The sequence below is a fragment of the Mucilaginibacter agri genome (assembly GCF_009928685.1).
GTDB lineage: Bacteria > Bacteroidota > Bacteroidia > Sphingobacteriales > Sphingobacteriaceae > Mucilaginibacter > Mucilaginibacter agri.
The window spans coordinates 622,075-639,648 of the sequence record NZ_WWEO01000045.1; the positions used below are offsets into that span (position 1 = coordinate 622,075).

A 17,574-nucleotide genomic window follows, 5' to 3' on the forward strand; every position below is an offset into this window, starting at 1 on the left:
TTTGTTCCCCTCGCTCAGGGACACTCTAATTACATGGATAACGAAAATCAACAATACAACCGCTCAAACACCGACAGACGAAGCAGATTTAGTGCGCCTCAATCAAACGGGCTGGTAGGCAAACTCCCACCACAGGCACGCGATCTGGAAGAAGCCATTCTTGGTGCATTAATGCTCGAAAAAGATGCCCTGTCATCGGTTATCGACGTGTTGAAACCCGAAGTTTTTTATGTTGAAGCGCATCAACGTATTTTTAAGGCTATTCACACGCTTTTCGAGAAAACCTCCCCGGTTGATATTTTAACGGTTACTGCCCAGTTAAGGCAACAAGGCGAACTAGAGATGATTGGCGGTGCTTATTACATTACTGAGTTAACAAACCGCGTAGCTTCTGCGGCCAACATTGAGTTCCATGCCCGTATCATTATCCAAAAGTTTATCCAGCGCGAGTTGATCCGCATCTCCACGGAGGTTATCAGCGCCGCTTACGAAGATACTTCCGACGTACTCGATCTGTTAGACAAGGCCGAGAAAAACCTGTTCGACATAGCACAAAACAACCTCCGCCGCGACTCGCGCAAAATGGACGAGATCCTGCACGAATCGTTACGCGAACTGGAGGCATTAAAAGATAAACAAGACGGCTTAACCGGTGTGCCATCAGGCTTTACCGATTTGGATAGAATTACGTCAGGCTGGCAGAAATCGGATCTGGTGATCATCGCGGCTCGTCCGGCGATGGGTAAAACGGCATTCGTGCTAAGCTGTGCCCGTAATGCTGCGGTTGATTTTAATAAACCAGTGGTTGTGTTCTCACTCGAGATGTCCTCTGTGCAGTTGGTAAATCGTTTGATTTCTGGCGAAGCGCAGATTGAGCAGGAAAAGATCCGTAAAGGGAACCTCGAAGAATGGGAATGGCAGCAACTGCACTCTAAGATCGGTCGTTTGGAGCAAGCTCCACTGATCCTGGATGATACCCCTTCATTAAACATATTTGAATTTAGGGCAAAATGCCGCCGTCTGAAATCGCAGTACGATATCCAGTTAATCATCATTGACTACCTGCAGCTGATGCATGGTAAATCTGATGGTAAGGGTGGTAACCGTGAACAGGAGATCGGTAGTATCTCCCGCGCCCTTAAAACCGTGGCGAAAGAACTGGAGGTACCCGTAATTGCGTTATCGCAGTTGAGCCGCGCGGTAGAAAGCCGTCCAGGTGGATCGAAGAGACCAATGCTCTCGGATTTACGTGAATCTGGTTCTATTGAGCAAGATGCCGACATGGTATTGTTCTTATACCGTCCGGAATACTACGGTTTAGAATTTGACGAAGATAATAACCCTACCCAAGGCGTTGGTGAGGTTATCATAGCCAAACACCGTAACGGTGAAACCGGCCGCGTAAGGTTGAAATTCGTAGGTAAATATGTGAAGTTTACTGACCTGGAAACCAACATCGACACCTTCGGCGCTGCACCAAACGCGTTTACAGGCTTAACCCCATCGCAAGACTTCGATAAGCCAAACAACTTCATTATCCGCCCATCGCGTATGGATGATATGGAAGATGATGCGCCACCGTTTTAATTAAATTATAAGGAGTGAGTGATAGAATGAGTGAATGTTCGCTGTTCTATTAGCCAAATAAAAGAATCTTGAGGCGCCGTTACTAGGTACAAATTAATGGCGCATTATTTTCAGATCTTGATACTTGATACTAACTACTTGATATTTCTCAAAAAAACCATCCCAACAACACCCCTATTACAATTATTACGGGTGTTTTAATGCGTGTAAACTTCAGCAAGAGAAAAGTGGCGATCATGATGGCATACGCCATCCAATTGAGGCCGAATGGTCTTACAAGCATTATAAAAGCCGTCATCATAAAGCCTACTGCCACGGCATTGATGCCGCTTAACGAGTTACGGATGCGGGTTATCTTTTTTAAATCTTCCCAAAACGGAACTATGAAAAGGATTAGAATTAGGCCCGGTAAATTTACGCCGATTACGGCCACGATAGCCCCCATAATTTGCCCGGCTAAGCCCGAGCCCTTGTTGGCCATGGTAACCGTTCCTAAAAACGAAGTAAATGCAAAAGTAGGCCCCGGTAAAGCCTGCTGAAGTGCGTAGCCAGATAAAAACTCTGTATTGCTGAGGTAATGTTTCAGCTCTACAAACTCGGTGAACATTAATGGCACCAGCACCTGCCCACCGCCAAATATCAAGATACCATTGCGGTAAAAGTTCTCAAATAAACGAATCGGTAAACTTAATGGCGAAGTACGATTTACCAAAGCACCCAATGCCGCGAATAATAGCAGTATTCCAATAAAATATGCTACTTTATTGGGGTTTACGTTAGAAAACAACTTTACCCTTAACTCATTTTCTTGCGGTTGGGTTTCTAGGGCCGACGATACAATGCCCCCCATCAACACCAGTAAGGGAAACGCATAAGGATTCTGCAATATAAGGGTTGCAATGGCGGAGGCTGCGGCCAGCATCATACTTACCCTGGTTTTTAATATCCGTTGACCAAAGCTGTAGGCCGCATAAGCTACAATGCCGACAGCTATAGGCTGTATGTATCGTATAACATCGGCGAAGTGATTGCCTTTGGAAAGCATTTTAAAGCTAATCCCCGCAAAACACATCACGGCTGCCGAAGGCAGTATCCATATCAAAAAAGTAATAAGCGCCAACGGCAGGCGACCCACCTTCCAGGCAATACCTACTAAGGTTTGGGTTGATGATGGCCCCGGTAACATTTGCGACAGGGCGTTTAGCTCCATCAACTCATCCTCGGTTATGTAGCGGCGTTTCTCTACAAATTCGCGCAGCAAAACGGCCAGATGCGCCTGCGGCCCACCAAAGGCCGTAAACGTATAAAGCAGCGCATCGCGCATAAAAAGCAGGTGCCGGCGACTCAAAATTGATCAGGGGTTAATAGTCATCATAGTCGTCGTCATACAAACCGCTGGCTTGCATATAGGCCGAGTTAAGTTCAGATAAAGCGTGATTATTGCGTGCTGCGCGAGCGGCCTCCATACCTTTTTGATAGGTTGTAATGGCATCTTCCTTCCGGTTTAGTACCTCATACAGCTTGCCCAAATGATAGTAAGTGCCCACATAACCAGGGTGGTTAGTAACCAGCCCTTCGTAATAGTTTAATGCCTTGTCTTTATCATCCAGGCGCAGGTATTCTGTGGCTAAAGCGTACTGCAAAAACTCATCATTAGGCTCATTTTCAATAAATTCCAGTAGCTTTTCTAAACGGGATTGCTGCATTTTAAACTCTTCCTTTTTTAATTACCTTTGTAAAAACCTATGATATAATGAACATCTTAGTATGTATTAGCAACGTACCAGATACCACTACAAAAGTAACTTTTAACGCTAACAACACCCAATTTAATACAGCGGGTGTGCAATTTATTATCAACCCTTATGATGAAATTGCTTTGGCCCGCGCTATTGAGTTAACTGATGGCGGCAAGGGTGCAGTTACCGTGATACACGTTGGCGAAGCCGCTAACGAACCCACCATACGCAAAGCCCTGGCCATAGGCGCAACAGATGCTGTACGCGTTAATGCGCCGGCTCACGATGCTTACTTTGTGGCAGTGCAAATTGCGGAGTATGTTAAGCAACATCCTTTCGATCTGATATTGACAGGGCGCGAGTCTATCGATTACAACGGTTCTAAGGTAGCTGCCATGCTTGGCGAACTGCTGGACATTCCGTCTGTTTCCATCATCAAAAAACTGGATGTCGACGGCGCTAACGGAACGGTTGAGCGCGAGATTGAAGGCGGCAAAGAAGTGCTTACTATTCCACTACCTTTTGTTGCCGGTACTGCCGAAGGTGTGGCCGAGCCAAAGATCCCTAACATGCGTGGCATTATGTCGGCACGCACCAAGCCATTAACGGTAGTGGAGCCTGTTGAGGTTAAAGCGTCGTCCGAGATTATCAGTTATGAAACTCCAGCTCCGCGCGGACAGGTAAAACTGATCCCTGCAGATGATGTGGCCAAACTGGTTGATCTGCTGCACAACGAGGCAAAGGTTATTTAATCCATCCATTAACATTTACCAATCAACAATATGTCGGTTTTAGTATATGCAGAAAATGCGGACGGCAAGTTCAAGAAATCGGTTTTCGAAGCGGTTTCTTACGCCCGTGCTATTGCAGATCAAAATAATACAACCCTTACAGCTATCTCTATAGGCAACGTTGCGGCTGATGAGTTAAGCGCTTTGGGCCAATACGGTGCACACAAAATTTTAAATGTAAGTACCGATAAACTGAAGAATTTTATAAATCAGGCTTACGCCTCAGTTATAGCCAAAGCTTCGGAAGCAGAACAGGCCGACGTGGTTGTAATCTCCAACACCTTCTCCGGTCGCGGGTTGGCTCCGCGAGTAGCGGTAAAACTGGGCGCTGGTATTGCAGATGGCGCAGTTTCGCTTCCAGATACTGGTAACGGTAAATTCCTGATCAAAAAAACAGCATTTTCCGGGAAAGCATTTGCTACGGTCGAACTTACATCGGCCAACAAAGTAATTGCTTTGATACCAAACAGTTATAAAGTAATCGAAAACGCTACGGGTGCCAAGCCCGAAGATTTTACAGTAGAAACCAACGAATCGGACTTTAAAGCGTTGTTAAAAGAGATTGTTAAATCGACAGATAAAGTATCTTTACCCGATGCGGAGATTGTGGTTTCAGCCGGTCGTGGTTTAAAAGGTCCGGAAAACTGGGGTATGATTGAGGAATTGGCTGATTTACTAGGTGCTGCGACGGCTTGCTCAAAACCGGTATCTGATGCCGGCTGGCGGCCACACAGCGAACATGTTGGGCAAACGGGCATAGCTGTCAGTCCAAATTTGTATATTGCTATAGGCATTTCGGGGGCTATACAGCACTTAGCTGGTATTAGTTCGTCAAAAGTTATCGTTGTGATCAACAAAGATCCCGAAGCTCCGTTTTACAAGGTAGCCGACTATGGGATAGTTGGCGATGCATTTGAAATTGTTCCAAAATTAATAGAGGCAGTAAAAACATATAAAGCTTCGGCATAAAAAGGGATTTTTGTTGTGATGGGTAATAACATGAAAAAAATTAAGCTCGATATTGTTGGTTTATCTTACAGCCAAACCCAGTCGGGCGCATATGCTTTGGTTTTAGGTGAGGTTAGCGGCCGCCGCAGGTTGCCGATTATCATAGGCAGTTTCGAGGCGCAGGCCATCGCCATTGAGATTGAAAAGATGACGCCAAGCCGCCCACTTACGCACGATCTTTTTAAAAGCTTTGCCCAGGCCTACAACATCAACATACAGGAAATTATTATCTACAACCTGGTAGATGGTATTTTCTACTCTAAACTTATCTGCTCCGACGGTAAAAAGGTAATCGAAATAGATGCGCGTACTTCTGATGCTATTGCTATGGCTGTACGTTTCGACTGCCCTATTTATACTTATGAGTTTATCCTGTCATCGGCAGGTATAGTGATTGAGGGTAACGATTTTGTTTATCTCGAAAACCTGAACGAAGGCCAGGACGAAAAAACGGTAAGCGTAGCCTCTACCGGCTACAACGGCCTTAGCGAAGACGAACTGCGTACCAAGTTACAGGATGCCCTAAATGAAGAAGCTTATGAAAAGGCCGCCAAAATCAGGGATGAACTGAGCAGAAGACGGTCTTCGTAAAATATCTAATTTCTTGATTAAAGATTACTTGTCATCCAGAGCGCCAGCGAAGGATCTCCTGCGACTTGTTTATGCCTGGCGTTTTATAGAAGATTCTTCGCTACCGCTCTGAATAACAATCCCCATGCTGCCGCAAGTTTTAAAACTTGTGGTAAATCTGTTGTAAGGTTTCACCTTACGTAAGCTGGAAGCTTACAATAGATTTGGTCACAAGTTACGCTACGCTAAACTTGCGACAGCGAATGAGCATCTTACAGGAGATTCTTCGCTGGCGCTCTGAATGACAATCTTTTTAGTCCACCTGCAATATTTCCCCTATTAACACATCCCTCCGTAATTTCTGCCTTTACCATTTTCCGGTTTCGCAATATTTCCTTACTTTTCGGCATTAATTTAAAACTAACTGTAACTCGCTTTAACCCCGTGCTGTATGAATATTAAGTTTCGCTTAATAATGATGAATTTTATGCAATTTTTTGTTTGGGGATCGTGGTTGCTCACCATTGGCAACTACTGGTTTTCAAATAATTTGGGCACGGGCACTCAGTTTGGCGCAATCTTTTCTACCATGGGCATTTCGGCTATTTTTATGCCTGCCCTAACCGGTATTATCGCCGATAAATATATAAACGCCGAAAAACTATACGGGATCTGCCATATTTTGGGCGGCTTAGTTTTGTGCAGCCTTCCGCTGGTTAAAGATCCAGTAATATTCTTTTGGGTAATGTTATTAAACATGGTATTTTACATGCCTACCCTGTCGTTATCCATTACTGTAGCTTATTCGGCTTTAAAAAACGCTGGCGAGGATGTTGTAAAGGTTTATCCTCCTATCCGCACATGGGGTACTGTGGGCTTTATAGTTGCTTTGTGGACTGTTACGCTTACCAATAACGAAACATCATCAAACCAATTCTATATTGCCGCTGGGGTGGCATTTATATTAGGGTTATATGCATTCAGTTTGCCCAAATGCCCTCCTTTATTAAATAATGGCGGCGAAAAGACACTTGCCGACCGTTTAGGCTTAAAAGCATTTACGCTGTTCAAAACGCCTAAGTTTGCCATATTCTTCGCCTTCTCTATGTTGTTAGGCGCTGCTTTGCAACTTACAAATGCTTATGGCGACGCGTACATTGGCGAGTTTAAAAACATTCCGGCTTATCAGGCTACGTTTGCGGTGAAACACCCGGCGTTTATCATGTCGATATCGCAAATGTCGGAAACCTTATTTATCCTCACCATTCCATTCTTTTTGCGCAAGTTCGGCATCAAAAATGTTATGTTATTTAGCATGCTGGCATGGGTTTTGCGTTTTGGTCTGTTTGCATTTGGTAACCCTGCCGACGGTTTGTGGATGATCATCCTTTCCTGCATTGTGTACGGTATGGCGTTCGACTTCTTTAACATCTCAGGATCTTTATTCGTAGAAACCCAAACCACGCCTGAAATACGCGGTAGTGCACAAGGGTTATTTATGATGATGGTAAACGGCTTTGGTGCCCTATTTGGCAGTTTAGCGAGTGGCGTTATTATCGATAAATTCTTTACCCTTGCCGACCATAGCCGCAACTGGCACGGCATATGGCTTACCTTTGCTGCTTATGCATTGGTTATTGCAGTTATCTTCCCATTTGTGTTTAGATACAAGCACAATGCGGCATTAAAACACGCGATAGCTCACGCTTAATAGCCGCCGATTGCGATAGTGATAATAATTGCGGCAGAATTGCATTAAAAGTGGCAATTTTCCTATTTTAGGGCAACAAATTCTTTATCAACTTAAACATGCCTTATCCCATTTACAACGGTGGGAAGTAATTTGACCGAATGAAAAAACATTATCGCCATGAAAACGACTGCCTCAATTGCGGAACCGTATTAGAGGGCAAATTTTGTCATCACTGTGGCCAGGAAAATTTGCAGATCAAGGAGAACTTCGGTCATTTGATGAACCACGCTGTTAGCGATTATTTTCACTTCGACCACCAATTCTTTCATACCCTAAAACCCCTGCTTTTAGAACCCGGAAAGCTAACCAGCGAGTATATGGCCGGCAGGCGTGTGCAATACCTGCACCCTATAAAAATGTACATTTTTATAAGCCTTATTTTCTTTATTCTATTTTTTAAGCATAGCAATAGTGAGGATGAATCTGATGGTAAAAAGCATGCCGATAGAGAGGCAATTGCCAAGGTAAAAAAGGACATGGAGAACGACAAATCCATGAATCCTTTACAAAAAAAGATAATGGAAGGCGTTGTGGAAAACGCTCAAAATGTTTCTGTTGATACTACAGACGACACTACTAACAAAGGTGGATTTCATTTAACCGTAGATAAAAATGCTTTAGCTGGCGGTAGTAATAATGTTAAGATAACCACAACAAAATCCAAAGATTCTACGCACTCAAAGCATAATTGGCATTCAGCCAAAGTAAACAAAGTTGTTGTTACTGGGACTGCCTCTAAGGACACGGATGATAAGGATGACGAGGATGACGACACTAGTGATGGCTCGTTTACATCGCGCATGTTAAAAGACAGCAAAGACTCAACCTACGCAGCTTATTTAAACTCGCAGAAAAGCATGCCGGCTGATGCAAGGGATAACTTTTTTGAGCGCATGTTTGAAATGAAACGCTTTGCCTACAAAAAGTATGGCGATCGCGCGAAGGAGGTTTTCCTGGAAGATTTTAAGCACAATGTACCCAAAATGATGTTTGTGCTACTGCCGCTGTTCGCGGTGATATTAAGGTTTGCATTCTGGAAGAACAAGAAGTTTTATGTAGAACACCTCATCTTTTCGTTTCACTTGCATTGTTTCCTGTTCTTGTTTCTTACCATTATTATGTTGTTGATGATGCTACCCCTATCATCTACGCTGAAAGGCTGGATTGATTTTGCCGCAACTATGGGCGTTATCATATACATTTATAAATCGCTAAGAGCAGTTTATCACCGCAGCCGCTGGCGTACAATCAGTAAAATGATCGGGATGTCTTTCGCATACACGTTTGTATTTTCGTTTTGTATGCTGATACTGGTAATGATCACAGCAGTAACAGCCGTGTAAGAGAGAGCCTGGAATCAGAAATCAAGACATAATTTTATTGAAATGAAGGATCAAGGACAGGCTAGTCTTTGATCCTTTATTTTTTAAATACTTATCTTTCTTCCTTGCCCATCTTGTCCTTCTTCGGCAAATAAAAAATTGCAAAGTAACGCAATTACAGTGTAACATCTGCTGGAAGTGTTTTGACAGCGAAAAAGACTTAAAAGTTAGCAAAAGTGGAACATCCGCATTTTGGAATCAGTAAAAATATAATTGATAACCACCTAACTTTTAACCTATTATTCAAAATCATTTAAAGTAAAAAGGACTTTTAAGTAGGAACACAGTGGTGCATGTGGAACTTTGCACCACGCACCACTACGCGGCGCAAAATTGACTGATCCTTACAAAAATAAAAAAGCTACCTGGATTCCAGGTAGCCTTTTACTTTTAATTTAATTGATCTGTTTATCTATAATTTTCCTGTACGCGCAGCCTGAACTTTGGTTGATAAGTAGTTGAAATTTTGTGTCTGGTCGCCCAACTGAATTTTAAACTCGCCCGGTTCGGTTACCGATTTGCTCTGATCGTTAATAAACGAAAGATCGGCTGGTGTGATGTTAAAGCTTACGGTTTTGGTTTCGCCGGCTTTAAGGTCTATCTTATCGAAACCACGTAAACGTTTAGTATCGGGCGCTATGCTGGCATACAAATCGCTTATGTACAACAACACCGACTCTTTACCCTGGCGCTGGCCGCTGTTGGTTACGTCTACCGAAATCTTTAAGGTTTGACCGTCTTTCAAATCAGCGTTGCTTAAATGCAGGTTACTGTAGCGGAATGAGGTATAGCTTAAACCATAGCCAAACTCATATAAAGGGTTGTATCCATGGCTATCGTCTGAGTTACCATTTTCGAGATTTTTGCGATAATAGTTAACCAAAGCATTGGCGTAACGCGGGTAGGTAACCGGTAACTTACCAGATGGGTTCACATCGCCAAATAAAATGTCTGCCAGAGCGTCGCCGCCCTCATTACCCGATAGGTAGGTCATCACCGTAGCCGCTGCCATGTTATCAGCCTTAGTCACAATGCGCGGACGACCTTCTGCTAGTACCAATATTACCGGTTTACCGGTTTTGGCTAATTCTTCAGCTAATTTAAACTGTGCATCCGGCAGGTTCAGATCGTCTATATTGCCCACGTTCTCGGTGTACGATAGTTCGCCAAGGCAAAGCACGATAGCGTCGGCTTTTTTGGCAGCTTTAACGGCATCATCTACGTTGGCCAAGCTATCAAATTTGGCGCCCTCCTCATATGTTACATTGTCCTTACCAATCTTCTGCTGAATAGCCTCAAGGATAGTGTTCTTGGCTGCCGCAAACTTATCTGTTTGCTCACCTTGCCAGGTATAACTCCAGCCACCGTTTAATGAGCGCATGGTATTAGCCGTTGGGCCGGTTACCAAAACTTTCATTTCCTTTTTAAGCGGTAGTACATTGTTGTTGTTCTTCAACAGGGTGATGGCTTCGCGAGCAGCCTGCACACTCGCTGCGCGAAATTCCTCAGATCCAAATTTTGGATAATCTGACGGGTTACCAACAGGGCGCTCAAATAAGCCCAACTCATATTTCACCTTCAAAATGCGGTGTACCGCTTCGTTGATACGCCACATAGGCACTTTGCCTTCATGTACTAGCTGTACCAGGTAATCAAAAAAGGTATATTCGTAAGGCACCATGCTCATATCCACACCCGCGTTAACGGCCAGCATCACTGCTTCTTTCTGAGAAGCCGCCACGTGGTGACGGGTGTACAAGTACTGGATATCGCGCCAGTCGGTTACCGCAATGCCGTCGAACTTCAATTCGCCACGCAATACATCTGTTAACATGTATTTGCTGCTGTGGATTGGCACGCCATTTATCTCGCCCGAATTGATCATCAGGGTCTTCGCTCCTGCCTTAACTGCATCGGCAAATGATGGTAAAAAATACTCGCGCATGTAACGGTCGGGTATCCAGGCAGGGGTACGATCTTTACCACTCAGAGGCGCACTGTAGCCTAAATAATGTTTCATGCAGGCTGCGACGTGATATTTGTCGCCCACATTGTTACCCTGATAACCTTTTATAATAGCCGCACCCATTGTTTTAACTACATAAGGATCTTCACCAAAGGTTTCGTAGATACGTGGCCATAACGGATTCTTTCCTAAATCCAGCACCGGCGAATAATTCCATGGGATATAACTTGCGCGGGTTTCATAAGCAGTTATTTCACCTGCTTTGTGTGCAAGGTCTTTATTAAATGTCGCAGCCATGGCTATTTCCTGTGGAAAAAGCGTACTGCCAACCGTATAAGTAACACCATGTATCGCATCGATACCATAAATAACCGGAATTTTTAAACGGTCTTTAGCAGCAACAGTTTGGATGGTCGATATCACATCGTACCAGTGCTGACGATCATAAGCTGTTCCGCTCACGTTTAATATAGAACCAACGTGGTATTTGGTGATAGCTTCATTTAATTTAGCATCGTCAAGTTGATGCGAGCTTGCACCTGTTTTGGACACTACATCGAGGGTTACTTCGGTCATTTGGCCTACTTTTTCTTCGAGCGTCATACTGGCAATCATGGCATCAACTTTTTTGTCGAGTGCGCTCGTTGTCGGAGCCTTTTTCGTTTGCGCCATCAGGCCTACAGAGCCGGCAAGCATAAGACTACAAATGGTTGTAAATCTTTTCATGTGTGGTTTAATTGTGAGGTTATAAAGATTGTTGATTGAGTTTCTTATTTCTTCGTTCGTTTAGCGCCCGTTTCTATCGCTTGTAGGGCGTTGGCTAGATAAGCAAATGGCGCATTCCAATTAATAGCTATTTCGTTTACGGCATAAGCTCTATCGTCGTCTACAAAAGCTTCGTCTGGTACCGAAGATGGTGTGGGTATCTGATCTTGCCGACCGGGATTAGGTCCACCTGATAGCAAGCCAGGCACCGGGTCAACTATGCCATCTGCAACCGAAGGCCTGTGGTGTGGATGCATCACAGGTTTATGCCCGAAGCCCGTTAAATAACAATATCCCGTTCCATTTCGCCCGAGTAAATAATCCATGTTGGCTGTGGCATTATCCAGGTAGATTTGTTCCCCGGTTAATTTATAAGCTAATAACATTGCTATGCCTTGATTTGCGGCTACCGAGCTGCTTCCCCATCCAAAGTTTTTGGGTGATTTATTCATTACAGTTTGATACGCGTTTTTATCGGCGTCCGCGACTAGTACCGCAGCGAATTTTAAATAATCTGCACGCAATTGCGCCAATTGGCTAAACGATGTTTTTGAAACTTCGTTCGGATGTTTCAATATCGTGTAATAGCCTATTGTACGTACGTCTCCCCAAGTTGGTACCGTTATGTTATCAGTTAGCTTTACATACGGCACGTACCTATTATCTTGAGTAGTTACGAGTAATTCGGAAGCTGCCCATACAAATTCATCGTCCAGTTTTCTATCTCCATACCCCCCGGTTACTATCTGGGGCGAATAGATCTTATTCATCGCATCCTGATCATAAATTATATCGGGATTTTTAACAGCCCAGTCCCATGCCTTTATAGATGCTTTACGACAGGAATCGGCCAACCCAGGTAATTGCGTAGGGAATTTTGCGAAGATGCGACTAGCCTGTGCCATAACTGCAGCAAAATCGAGTGTTGCTGCTGTGCCCTTTTGTACAACGTAACGGGGTTTAGTGGCGGCATCGGGCATAATCATACCATCAAATGCAGGATTCGTTAATTTGTGATAAACCCCACCGTCAGCAGAATCTTGCATGGTAAGCATCCAGCGCAGGTTCCAAAGCACTTCATCCAAAACGTCAGGAAGCTGGTTATTACTCTCCGGAATATTGAGTTTAGCAGATTGCATATATGTTGGAAAGTCTTCATACAAGGATAAAAGCGTTCCGGTAGATATTCCGCTATTTACTATGTATTTGTTATAATCGCCGGCATCGTACCAGCCGCGCGGCGAACTTATTACCGTGCCTTCAGGCCTGCCCGGACTAACTGCGGAGGCGTGGATCAAAACCTTGTCATCGGGATGACCTTCTGCCCTGCTCCATTTGCCCGCATACTTCTTATCTAATGCAGTAGAAGCACGAATATAGTAGAAACCTTTAAGTGAAGCATCAGCTACGCTTTTAAGGGCATTATTGTTAATAGTAAAAGAATAAGATCGATCTCCGGCGGGAGAAACGAGCGTGTAAGTGCCCGGAGTTTTAAATGAGGAAAAATCGGCGATCCCTGTATACCGTCCGTTAAACGCAGGATTGTTAGATTTAACTATTACTCCCGAGTATACCTTTAGGCCTGATGAGTTTTTTATGAAAAAAGATCCTTTATCAGCATTAAGAATAATTGCCTTTTTGAGTGAATTGGGATAAAATCCGATCTGGTTAAGCCTGATACTATCGACCTGTTGACTGTATGCATTGGTATATTGCAGAAAGCAAAATACGCAAGCTGTTATAAACAAAGTTTTGCCTGTTATTTTCATTCGACTATTGCAATTAAGCTTGCTGAGCAACAACACTATATTTATCAGAACCGGGGTTTAATTGGCTGATAAATATAGTGTAATTACTACAACAAGTACAATAGCACAAATGTAAACTAGCATAGCACAAATGTTTTATGTACTATGTTATGGTGCTATAAACCGAATAAACGATAAGCTACGGTAAGGTTAAACATATTGATTTTAGCGTGAGCGTTATCAGCATAATTATCCACCTTGTTTAGGCCCAACTCGTAGCGGAAATCAAAAGAAATACTGCGGATATCTAAGCCTGCACCAAATTGCCATGCATAGTTTTGGTTTTTATAATGCAAATTATAAACATCATTTGTGATAACTCCGGATATGTCCTGAGTTTTATCAATCGCGAAAGATACCAGCGGCCCGGTGTTAAAGCGTACGCCCAATGGCCCTGCACCTATGCGTGTACCAACTAATAGTGGCACATCAATACTTTTAAATTCAGCCTTGTTTTGAACTGCGCCTTCGGTGAAAGTTACGTTTTTGCTTGTGTAGTAAAGTTCGGGCTGAAAATGGATTCCTGCGCCGCCAACTCTAGCCCAAACGCCGCCTAAAAATCCGGCACGGTTGTCAGTATTTAAATTATTAAATACATTGCCCGAGGTTGAGATGTTAGAAAGGTTAACCCCTCCTTTTATACCGAACTGAAACGTAGGTAGCAACTGGGCTGTAGCGCCGGTTACCATAAAAGTAACTGCAATGAGTAGTAGAGTGATCTTTTTCATAATGATAATGTAGTGTTGATTATAACAGCTTTGTTTGCTTTTTGTGCGCAAATATATCATAACTAAAAAGCCGGACATATTGCCCGGCTAATAAATTGTGTTGTTTTAGATTTAAATATCGGATTACAGCGCTAATTTTCCCTGGTAATAGTCTAATATTTTTACGCGGATAAAATAGTCGTACCGGGCGCCAATAAGGCTGAGTTTTGCCCGGTCGATATTACCTTTCACCGTAATAAAATCCACTGAGGTTATTACTCCGGCGTTAAATTTTGTTTCTGCCACGCGGAACGATTCCGAGTAAGCATCCACCTGGTCGGTAAGTGTTTGATAACGCTCATATGCCGATCTCATGTTGATATACGCCTGATCGACATTCTTTTTTAACTGTATCTTGGTGGTTTCGGTGGTATATTGAGCCTCCAGCCTATCGATCTTAGCTAACGACACATTATTGCGGGTTTTAAAATTACCAAGAATAGGCAAATGTAACCCAACGCTGAAACCATAGCTATAATTATTATTAATCTGCGTATGATATCGGGTGCTATCGAAACTTGAGTAGTTACTTGCCAAGCCGCCTTGCAACACAATAGATGGATAATACAAGCCCTTTGAGGCTGAAACAGCTTTCTCTGCGCTTTTGAGGCGAAGGTCCGCAGCTTTAACCAACGGCAAGCCTGTTAGCGCATTGGCATAAACCTGGTCAACCGTTAAGCTATACTGGCCGGGAAGCAAATCGGCTGGCAAACGTTTTAGCTTTACGTCTTTATTGTAAGGCACATTCATTAACTGCATCAGGTTAAGTTTTGCAGCATATTTTGCGTTGTGGGCATCAATCAAAGATATTTTGTTGGTAGCCAACTGACCACGGACATCTGACAGATCAGATGGAGAAATGCTCCCTTCTTTGTTTAACACAGTTAACCTATCAACCTGTTGTTTAGATACCTCTATCTGGGTCTCCGTTTGCGACTCCTGATCTTCACTTTGCAGTACCTGCAGATAGGTTGTAATTACATTTAGGGTGATATCGTTTTTAGCCTGTTCAAAGTCCATTTTACCAGCCTGGTATGCCAGTGAGGTTTGCTTAATACTGTTCATCAGGTTTAACCCATTAAAAAGCACCACGCTGCTGTTAAGTCCATACTGATCATAGGTGATCTGTTGGTTAACGTAAGTATAGGTAGTTGGATCCTGGCTACGACCATTGTTGATATTGCGCGATACATCGCCACTCAAGGTTGGGATAAGGTTTTCACGAGCCTGATTCCAATAGATTCTATCGCGGTCCATTTGCAGTCCGCTTTTCTTTACATCGAGGTTGTTTCTTATAGCTATATCAATGCATTGTTGCAGGGTGTATACAGAGTCGGCCTCACCAACCTGGCTAAATGCCGGCACAGATGAGCATATTACCAATGCAGCAAATATGTATTTAACGTATTTCATTTTAATATTAAAGATTTCTTGAAGAGTCAATTTTTCCGTCCAATACATCTATAATGCGCGAGCCGTACTCGGCATTTTTTTCGCTGTGTGTTACCTGGATAATCGTAACCTTATCTTCTTTATTCAACTTGCGGAAAAGCTCCATAATCTCCTCTCCTTGTTTTGAGTTAAGGTTACCGGTAGGCTCATCAGCTAAAATCAATCGGGGTTTGGTGATCAGCGCACGGGCTATACCAACCAATTGTTGCTGTCCACCAGATAACTGTGCCGGAAAAAGATCTTTTTTGCCTACGATCTGGAAACGATCCAACATATCGGCCACCAAAGCTTTTCGCTCCGCGCTTTTTATGTTTTGATAAATCAACGGCGTCTCGATGTTTTCATAAACAGTAAGCTCATCAATGAGATGGTAAGCTTGAAATACAAAACCGATATACTCTTTATACAACGCAGAGCGCGATTTCTCTTTCAGTTGGTGAACCGCCTCGTTCATGAAATAGTGATAACCTTCAGAAGGCTCATCAAGCATCCCGATAATATTTAGCAAAGTAGATTTTCCCGAACCTGAAGGGCCCATAATGGATACAAACTCGCCGGCATCCACATCGAGGTTTACATTGTTGAGCACCGAAATTTTGTTGCCCCCGGCCTGGTAGTATTTAGAGATATTTTTTAAGGATAACATATACAATATAATTTGTGATCTGTTGTTTTTGGTTGTTTAACCGTACACTAAAGTATCAATAACATACCAAACATATAACTAATTGATTATCAGTGAATTTTTATATAATTTAAATAAGTTACTGTTCGGTAGTGTAACACGGTGCGTACGGTAATGATACAATTTTCTGTTAATTGTAGCCTCATTAGTTTGCATAAAAAAAGCAGGCTGAGTATATACTCAGCCTGCTTTTTATTGATAAATATTATAATGCTCTTAATTGAAAGATAAGCTCACGCGGCCGCTACCTGCATCTGCACGTACAACCGAACCACCTCCGTTAACTGTACCTCTGATATGCTCTTTATCGGTATCGCCGCTAAAATTGCTTAATTCTCCCTTAGAGATGCTGCTAGCGCGAATATCGAGGTTAAGACCCTGTTTGGCAGGTAAAGCCAAATCAATGTGACCTGCGCTAACATCAAGCTTTACGTATTTACCCACCTGCTTAAATTGCGCATGCAGGCTGCCGGCGCTGGTTGAAGCATCAAGACTACCGTTTAAATTAGTGAGATTAATACTGCCACCGCTGGTGCCGGTTATTAATTCACCGCCGATCTCGTCGCCGTGAATGCTACCGCCGCTTGTGTTGGCTTTAATGCTACCGCTTAGTCGGGTTAGGTTTAACGAGCCACCGCTGGTCTCTAAACGAATTGTACCCTGGCAATTATCAGCCGTGATGCTGCCACCGCTGGTCTCCAGATCTATATTATCTTTTGAGTTTGACACATGGATACTGCCGCCGCTGGTTTCGCCTTTAATAACCCCGGTAAGCTGCTCTACATGAAGGCTACCGCCACTTGTTTGAAATTTCTCGTTACCCTGCAAATTGCTTAACCAAATGCTACCGCCACTGGTGTTTAAATCTGTAGCCGATTTCACCGGCACATAAACTTTGAAAGAAATGCTGAGACCGTTGTTGCCCCAATTGAAACTCCTTTTTGTTTTGGCCGTTGCATGCAATTCGCCATCGTGCACATCTACATCAAGGGTATAGTCTTTTTCAATACGGCTTTTTGCTTCTTCTTTAGTAAGTACATTACCGTTATTGCCATTTACATATACTTCAACGCGGGTGTCTTTATCTGTTGTGCCCATTACTTTGATGCTGCCACCAGAAGTATTGACAAAAGATTCCTTAATGTTAAAGCCAGCTAACGACTTTACTAAAAATGGTTCCTGGTTATCTTTTTGTGCCATAGCCACAGTACTAGCCAGGCAAAGCATTGATAAAATTAGGTTGCTTTTCATATTGTTTAATTTAGTTATCTATCAGATGCGCTTATTTAATGAAAGGTTGC

Annotated in this window: 14 protein-coding genes; 6 read left to right on the forward strand and 8 right to left on the reverse strand. The window is 43.3% G+C overall.

Features of this window, described 5'->3' with window-relative positions; all coding sequences use genetic code 11:
- The first annotated feature begins 33 nt into the window (after positions 1-33).
- A complete protein-coding gene (dnaB, locus tag GSY63_RS22850; protein WP_166588162.1) occupies positions 34-1,587 on the forward strand; it encodes a replicative DNA helicase in 1,554 nt (517 codons plus the stop codon).
- Between the two features lie 148 nt (positions 1,588-1,735).
- Here the strand turns inward: dnaB and chrA are convergent, their stop codons facing one another.
- Together chrA and GSY63_RS22860 are read right to left on the reverse strand one after the other, a co-directional pair.
- On the reverse strand, positions 1,736-2,911 hold the full coding sequence (gene chrA, locus GSY63_RS22855; protein ID WP_166588528.1) for a chromate efflux transporter: 1,176 nt from the start codon (positions 2,909-2,911) through the stop codon (positions 1,736-1,738).
- 37 nt (positions 2,912-2,948) lie between these two features.
- A complete protein-coding gene (locus tag GSY63_RS22860; protein ID WP_166588163.1) occupies positions 2,949-3,293 on the reverse strand; it encodes a tetratricopeptide repeat protein in 345 nt (114 codons plus the stop codon).
- Between the two features lie 47 nt (positions 3,294-3,340).
- On the opposite strand from GSY63_RS22860, the gene GSY63_RS22865 reads away from it, so the two are divergent.
- From GSY63_RS22865 to GSY63_RS22885, 5 genes are all read left to right on the forward strand, one after another.
- Positions 3,341-4,078 (forward strand): electron transfer flavoprotein subunit beta/FixA family protein, encoded by a 738-nt coding sequence (locus GSY63_RS22865; RefSeq protein ID WP_166588164.1) that lies wholly within the window; start codon positions 3,341-3,343, stop codon positions 4,076-4,078.
- Between the two features lie 30 nt (positions 4,079-4,108).
- Positions 4,109-5,086 carry an electron transfer flavoprotein subunit alpha/FixB family protein gene (locus GSY63_RS22870; protein ID WP_166588165.1) on the forward strand — a complete coding sequence of 326 codons (978 nt, stop codon included), beginning with the start codon at positions 4,109-4,111 and terminating at the stop codon, positions 5,084-5,086.
- A 30-nt stretch (positions 5,087-5,116) separates the two neighbouring features.
- A complete protein-coding gene (locus tag GSY63_RS22875; protein WP_166588166.1) occupies positions 5,117-5,716 on the forward strand; it encodes a bifunctional nuclease family protein in 600 nt (199 codons plus the stop codon).
- A gap of 430 nt (positions 5,717-6,146) precedes the next feature.
- Complete coding sequence (locus GSY63_RS22880; protein WP_166588167.1) at positions 6,147-7,406, forward strand: nucleoside permease; 1,260 nt, start codon at positions 6,147-6,149, stop codon at positions 7,404-7,406.
- 140 nt (positions 7,407-7,546) lie between these two features.
- Positions 7,547-8,791 carry a DUF3667 domain-containing protein gene (locus GSY63_RS22885; protein ID WP_166588168.1) on the forward strand — a complete coding sequence of 415 codons (1,245 nt, stop codon included), beginning with the start codon at positions 7,547-7,549 and terminating at the stop codon, positions 8,789-8,791.
- 451 nt (positions 8,792-9,242) lie between these two features.
- Here the strand turns inward: GSY63_RS22885 and GSY63_RS22890 are convergent, their stop codons facing one another.
- From GSY63_RS22890 to GSY63_RS22915, 6 genes are all read right to left on the reverse strand, one after another.
- Positions 9,243-11,522 (reverse strand): glycoside hydrolase family 3 N-terminal domain-containing protein, encoded by a 2,280-nt coding sequence (locus GSY63_RS22890; protein ID WP_166588169.1) that lies wholly within the window; start codon positions 11,520-11,522, stop codon positions 9,243-9,245.
- A 44-nt stretch (positions 11,523-11,566) separates the two neighbouring features.
- Complete coding sequence (locus tag GSY63_RS22895; protein WP_166588170.1) at positions 11,567-13,330, reverse strand: glycoside hydrolase family 9 protein; 1,764 nt, start codon at positions 13,328-13,330, stop codon at positions 11,567-11,569.
- Between the two features lie 155 nt (positions 13,331-13,485).
- Positions 13,486-14,097, reverse strand: coding sequence for a porin family protein (locus GSY63_RS22900; protein ID WP_166588171.1), 612 nt, complete (start codon positions 14,095-14,097; stop codon positions 13,486-13,488).
- Between the two features lie 123 nt (positions 14,098-14,220).
- A complete protein-coding gene (locus tag GSY63_RS22905; RefSeq protein ID WP_166588172.1) occupies positions 14,221-15,549 on the reverse strand; it encodes a TolC family protein in 1,329 nt (442 codons plus the stop codon).
- A 7-nt stretch (positions 15,550-15,556) separates the two neighbouring features.
- Positions 15,557-16,234, reverse strand: a complete 678-nt coding sequence (locus GSY63_RS22910) for an ABC transporter ATP-binding protein (RefSeq protein WP_166588173.1) — start codon at positions 16,232-16,234, stop codon at positions 15,557-15,559.
- Positions 16,235-16,489: 255 nt separating this feature from the next.
- A complete protein-coding gene (locus tag GSY63_RS22915) occupies positions 16,490-17,524 on the reverse strand; it encodes a DUF4097 family beta strand repeat-containing protein (RefSeq protein ID WP_166588174.1) in 1,035 nt (344 codons plus the stop codon).
- Between the last annotated feature and the right edge of the window lie 50 nt (positions 17,525-17,574).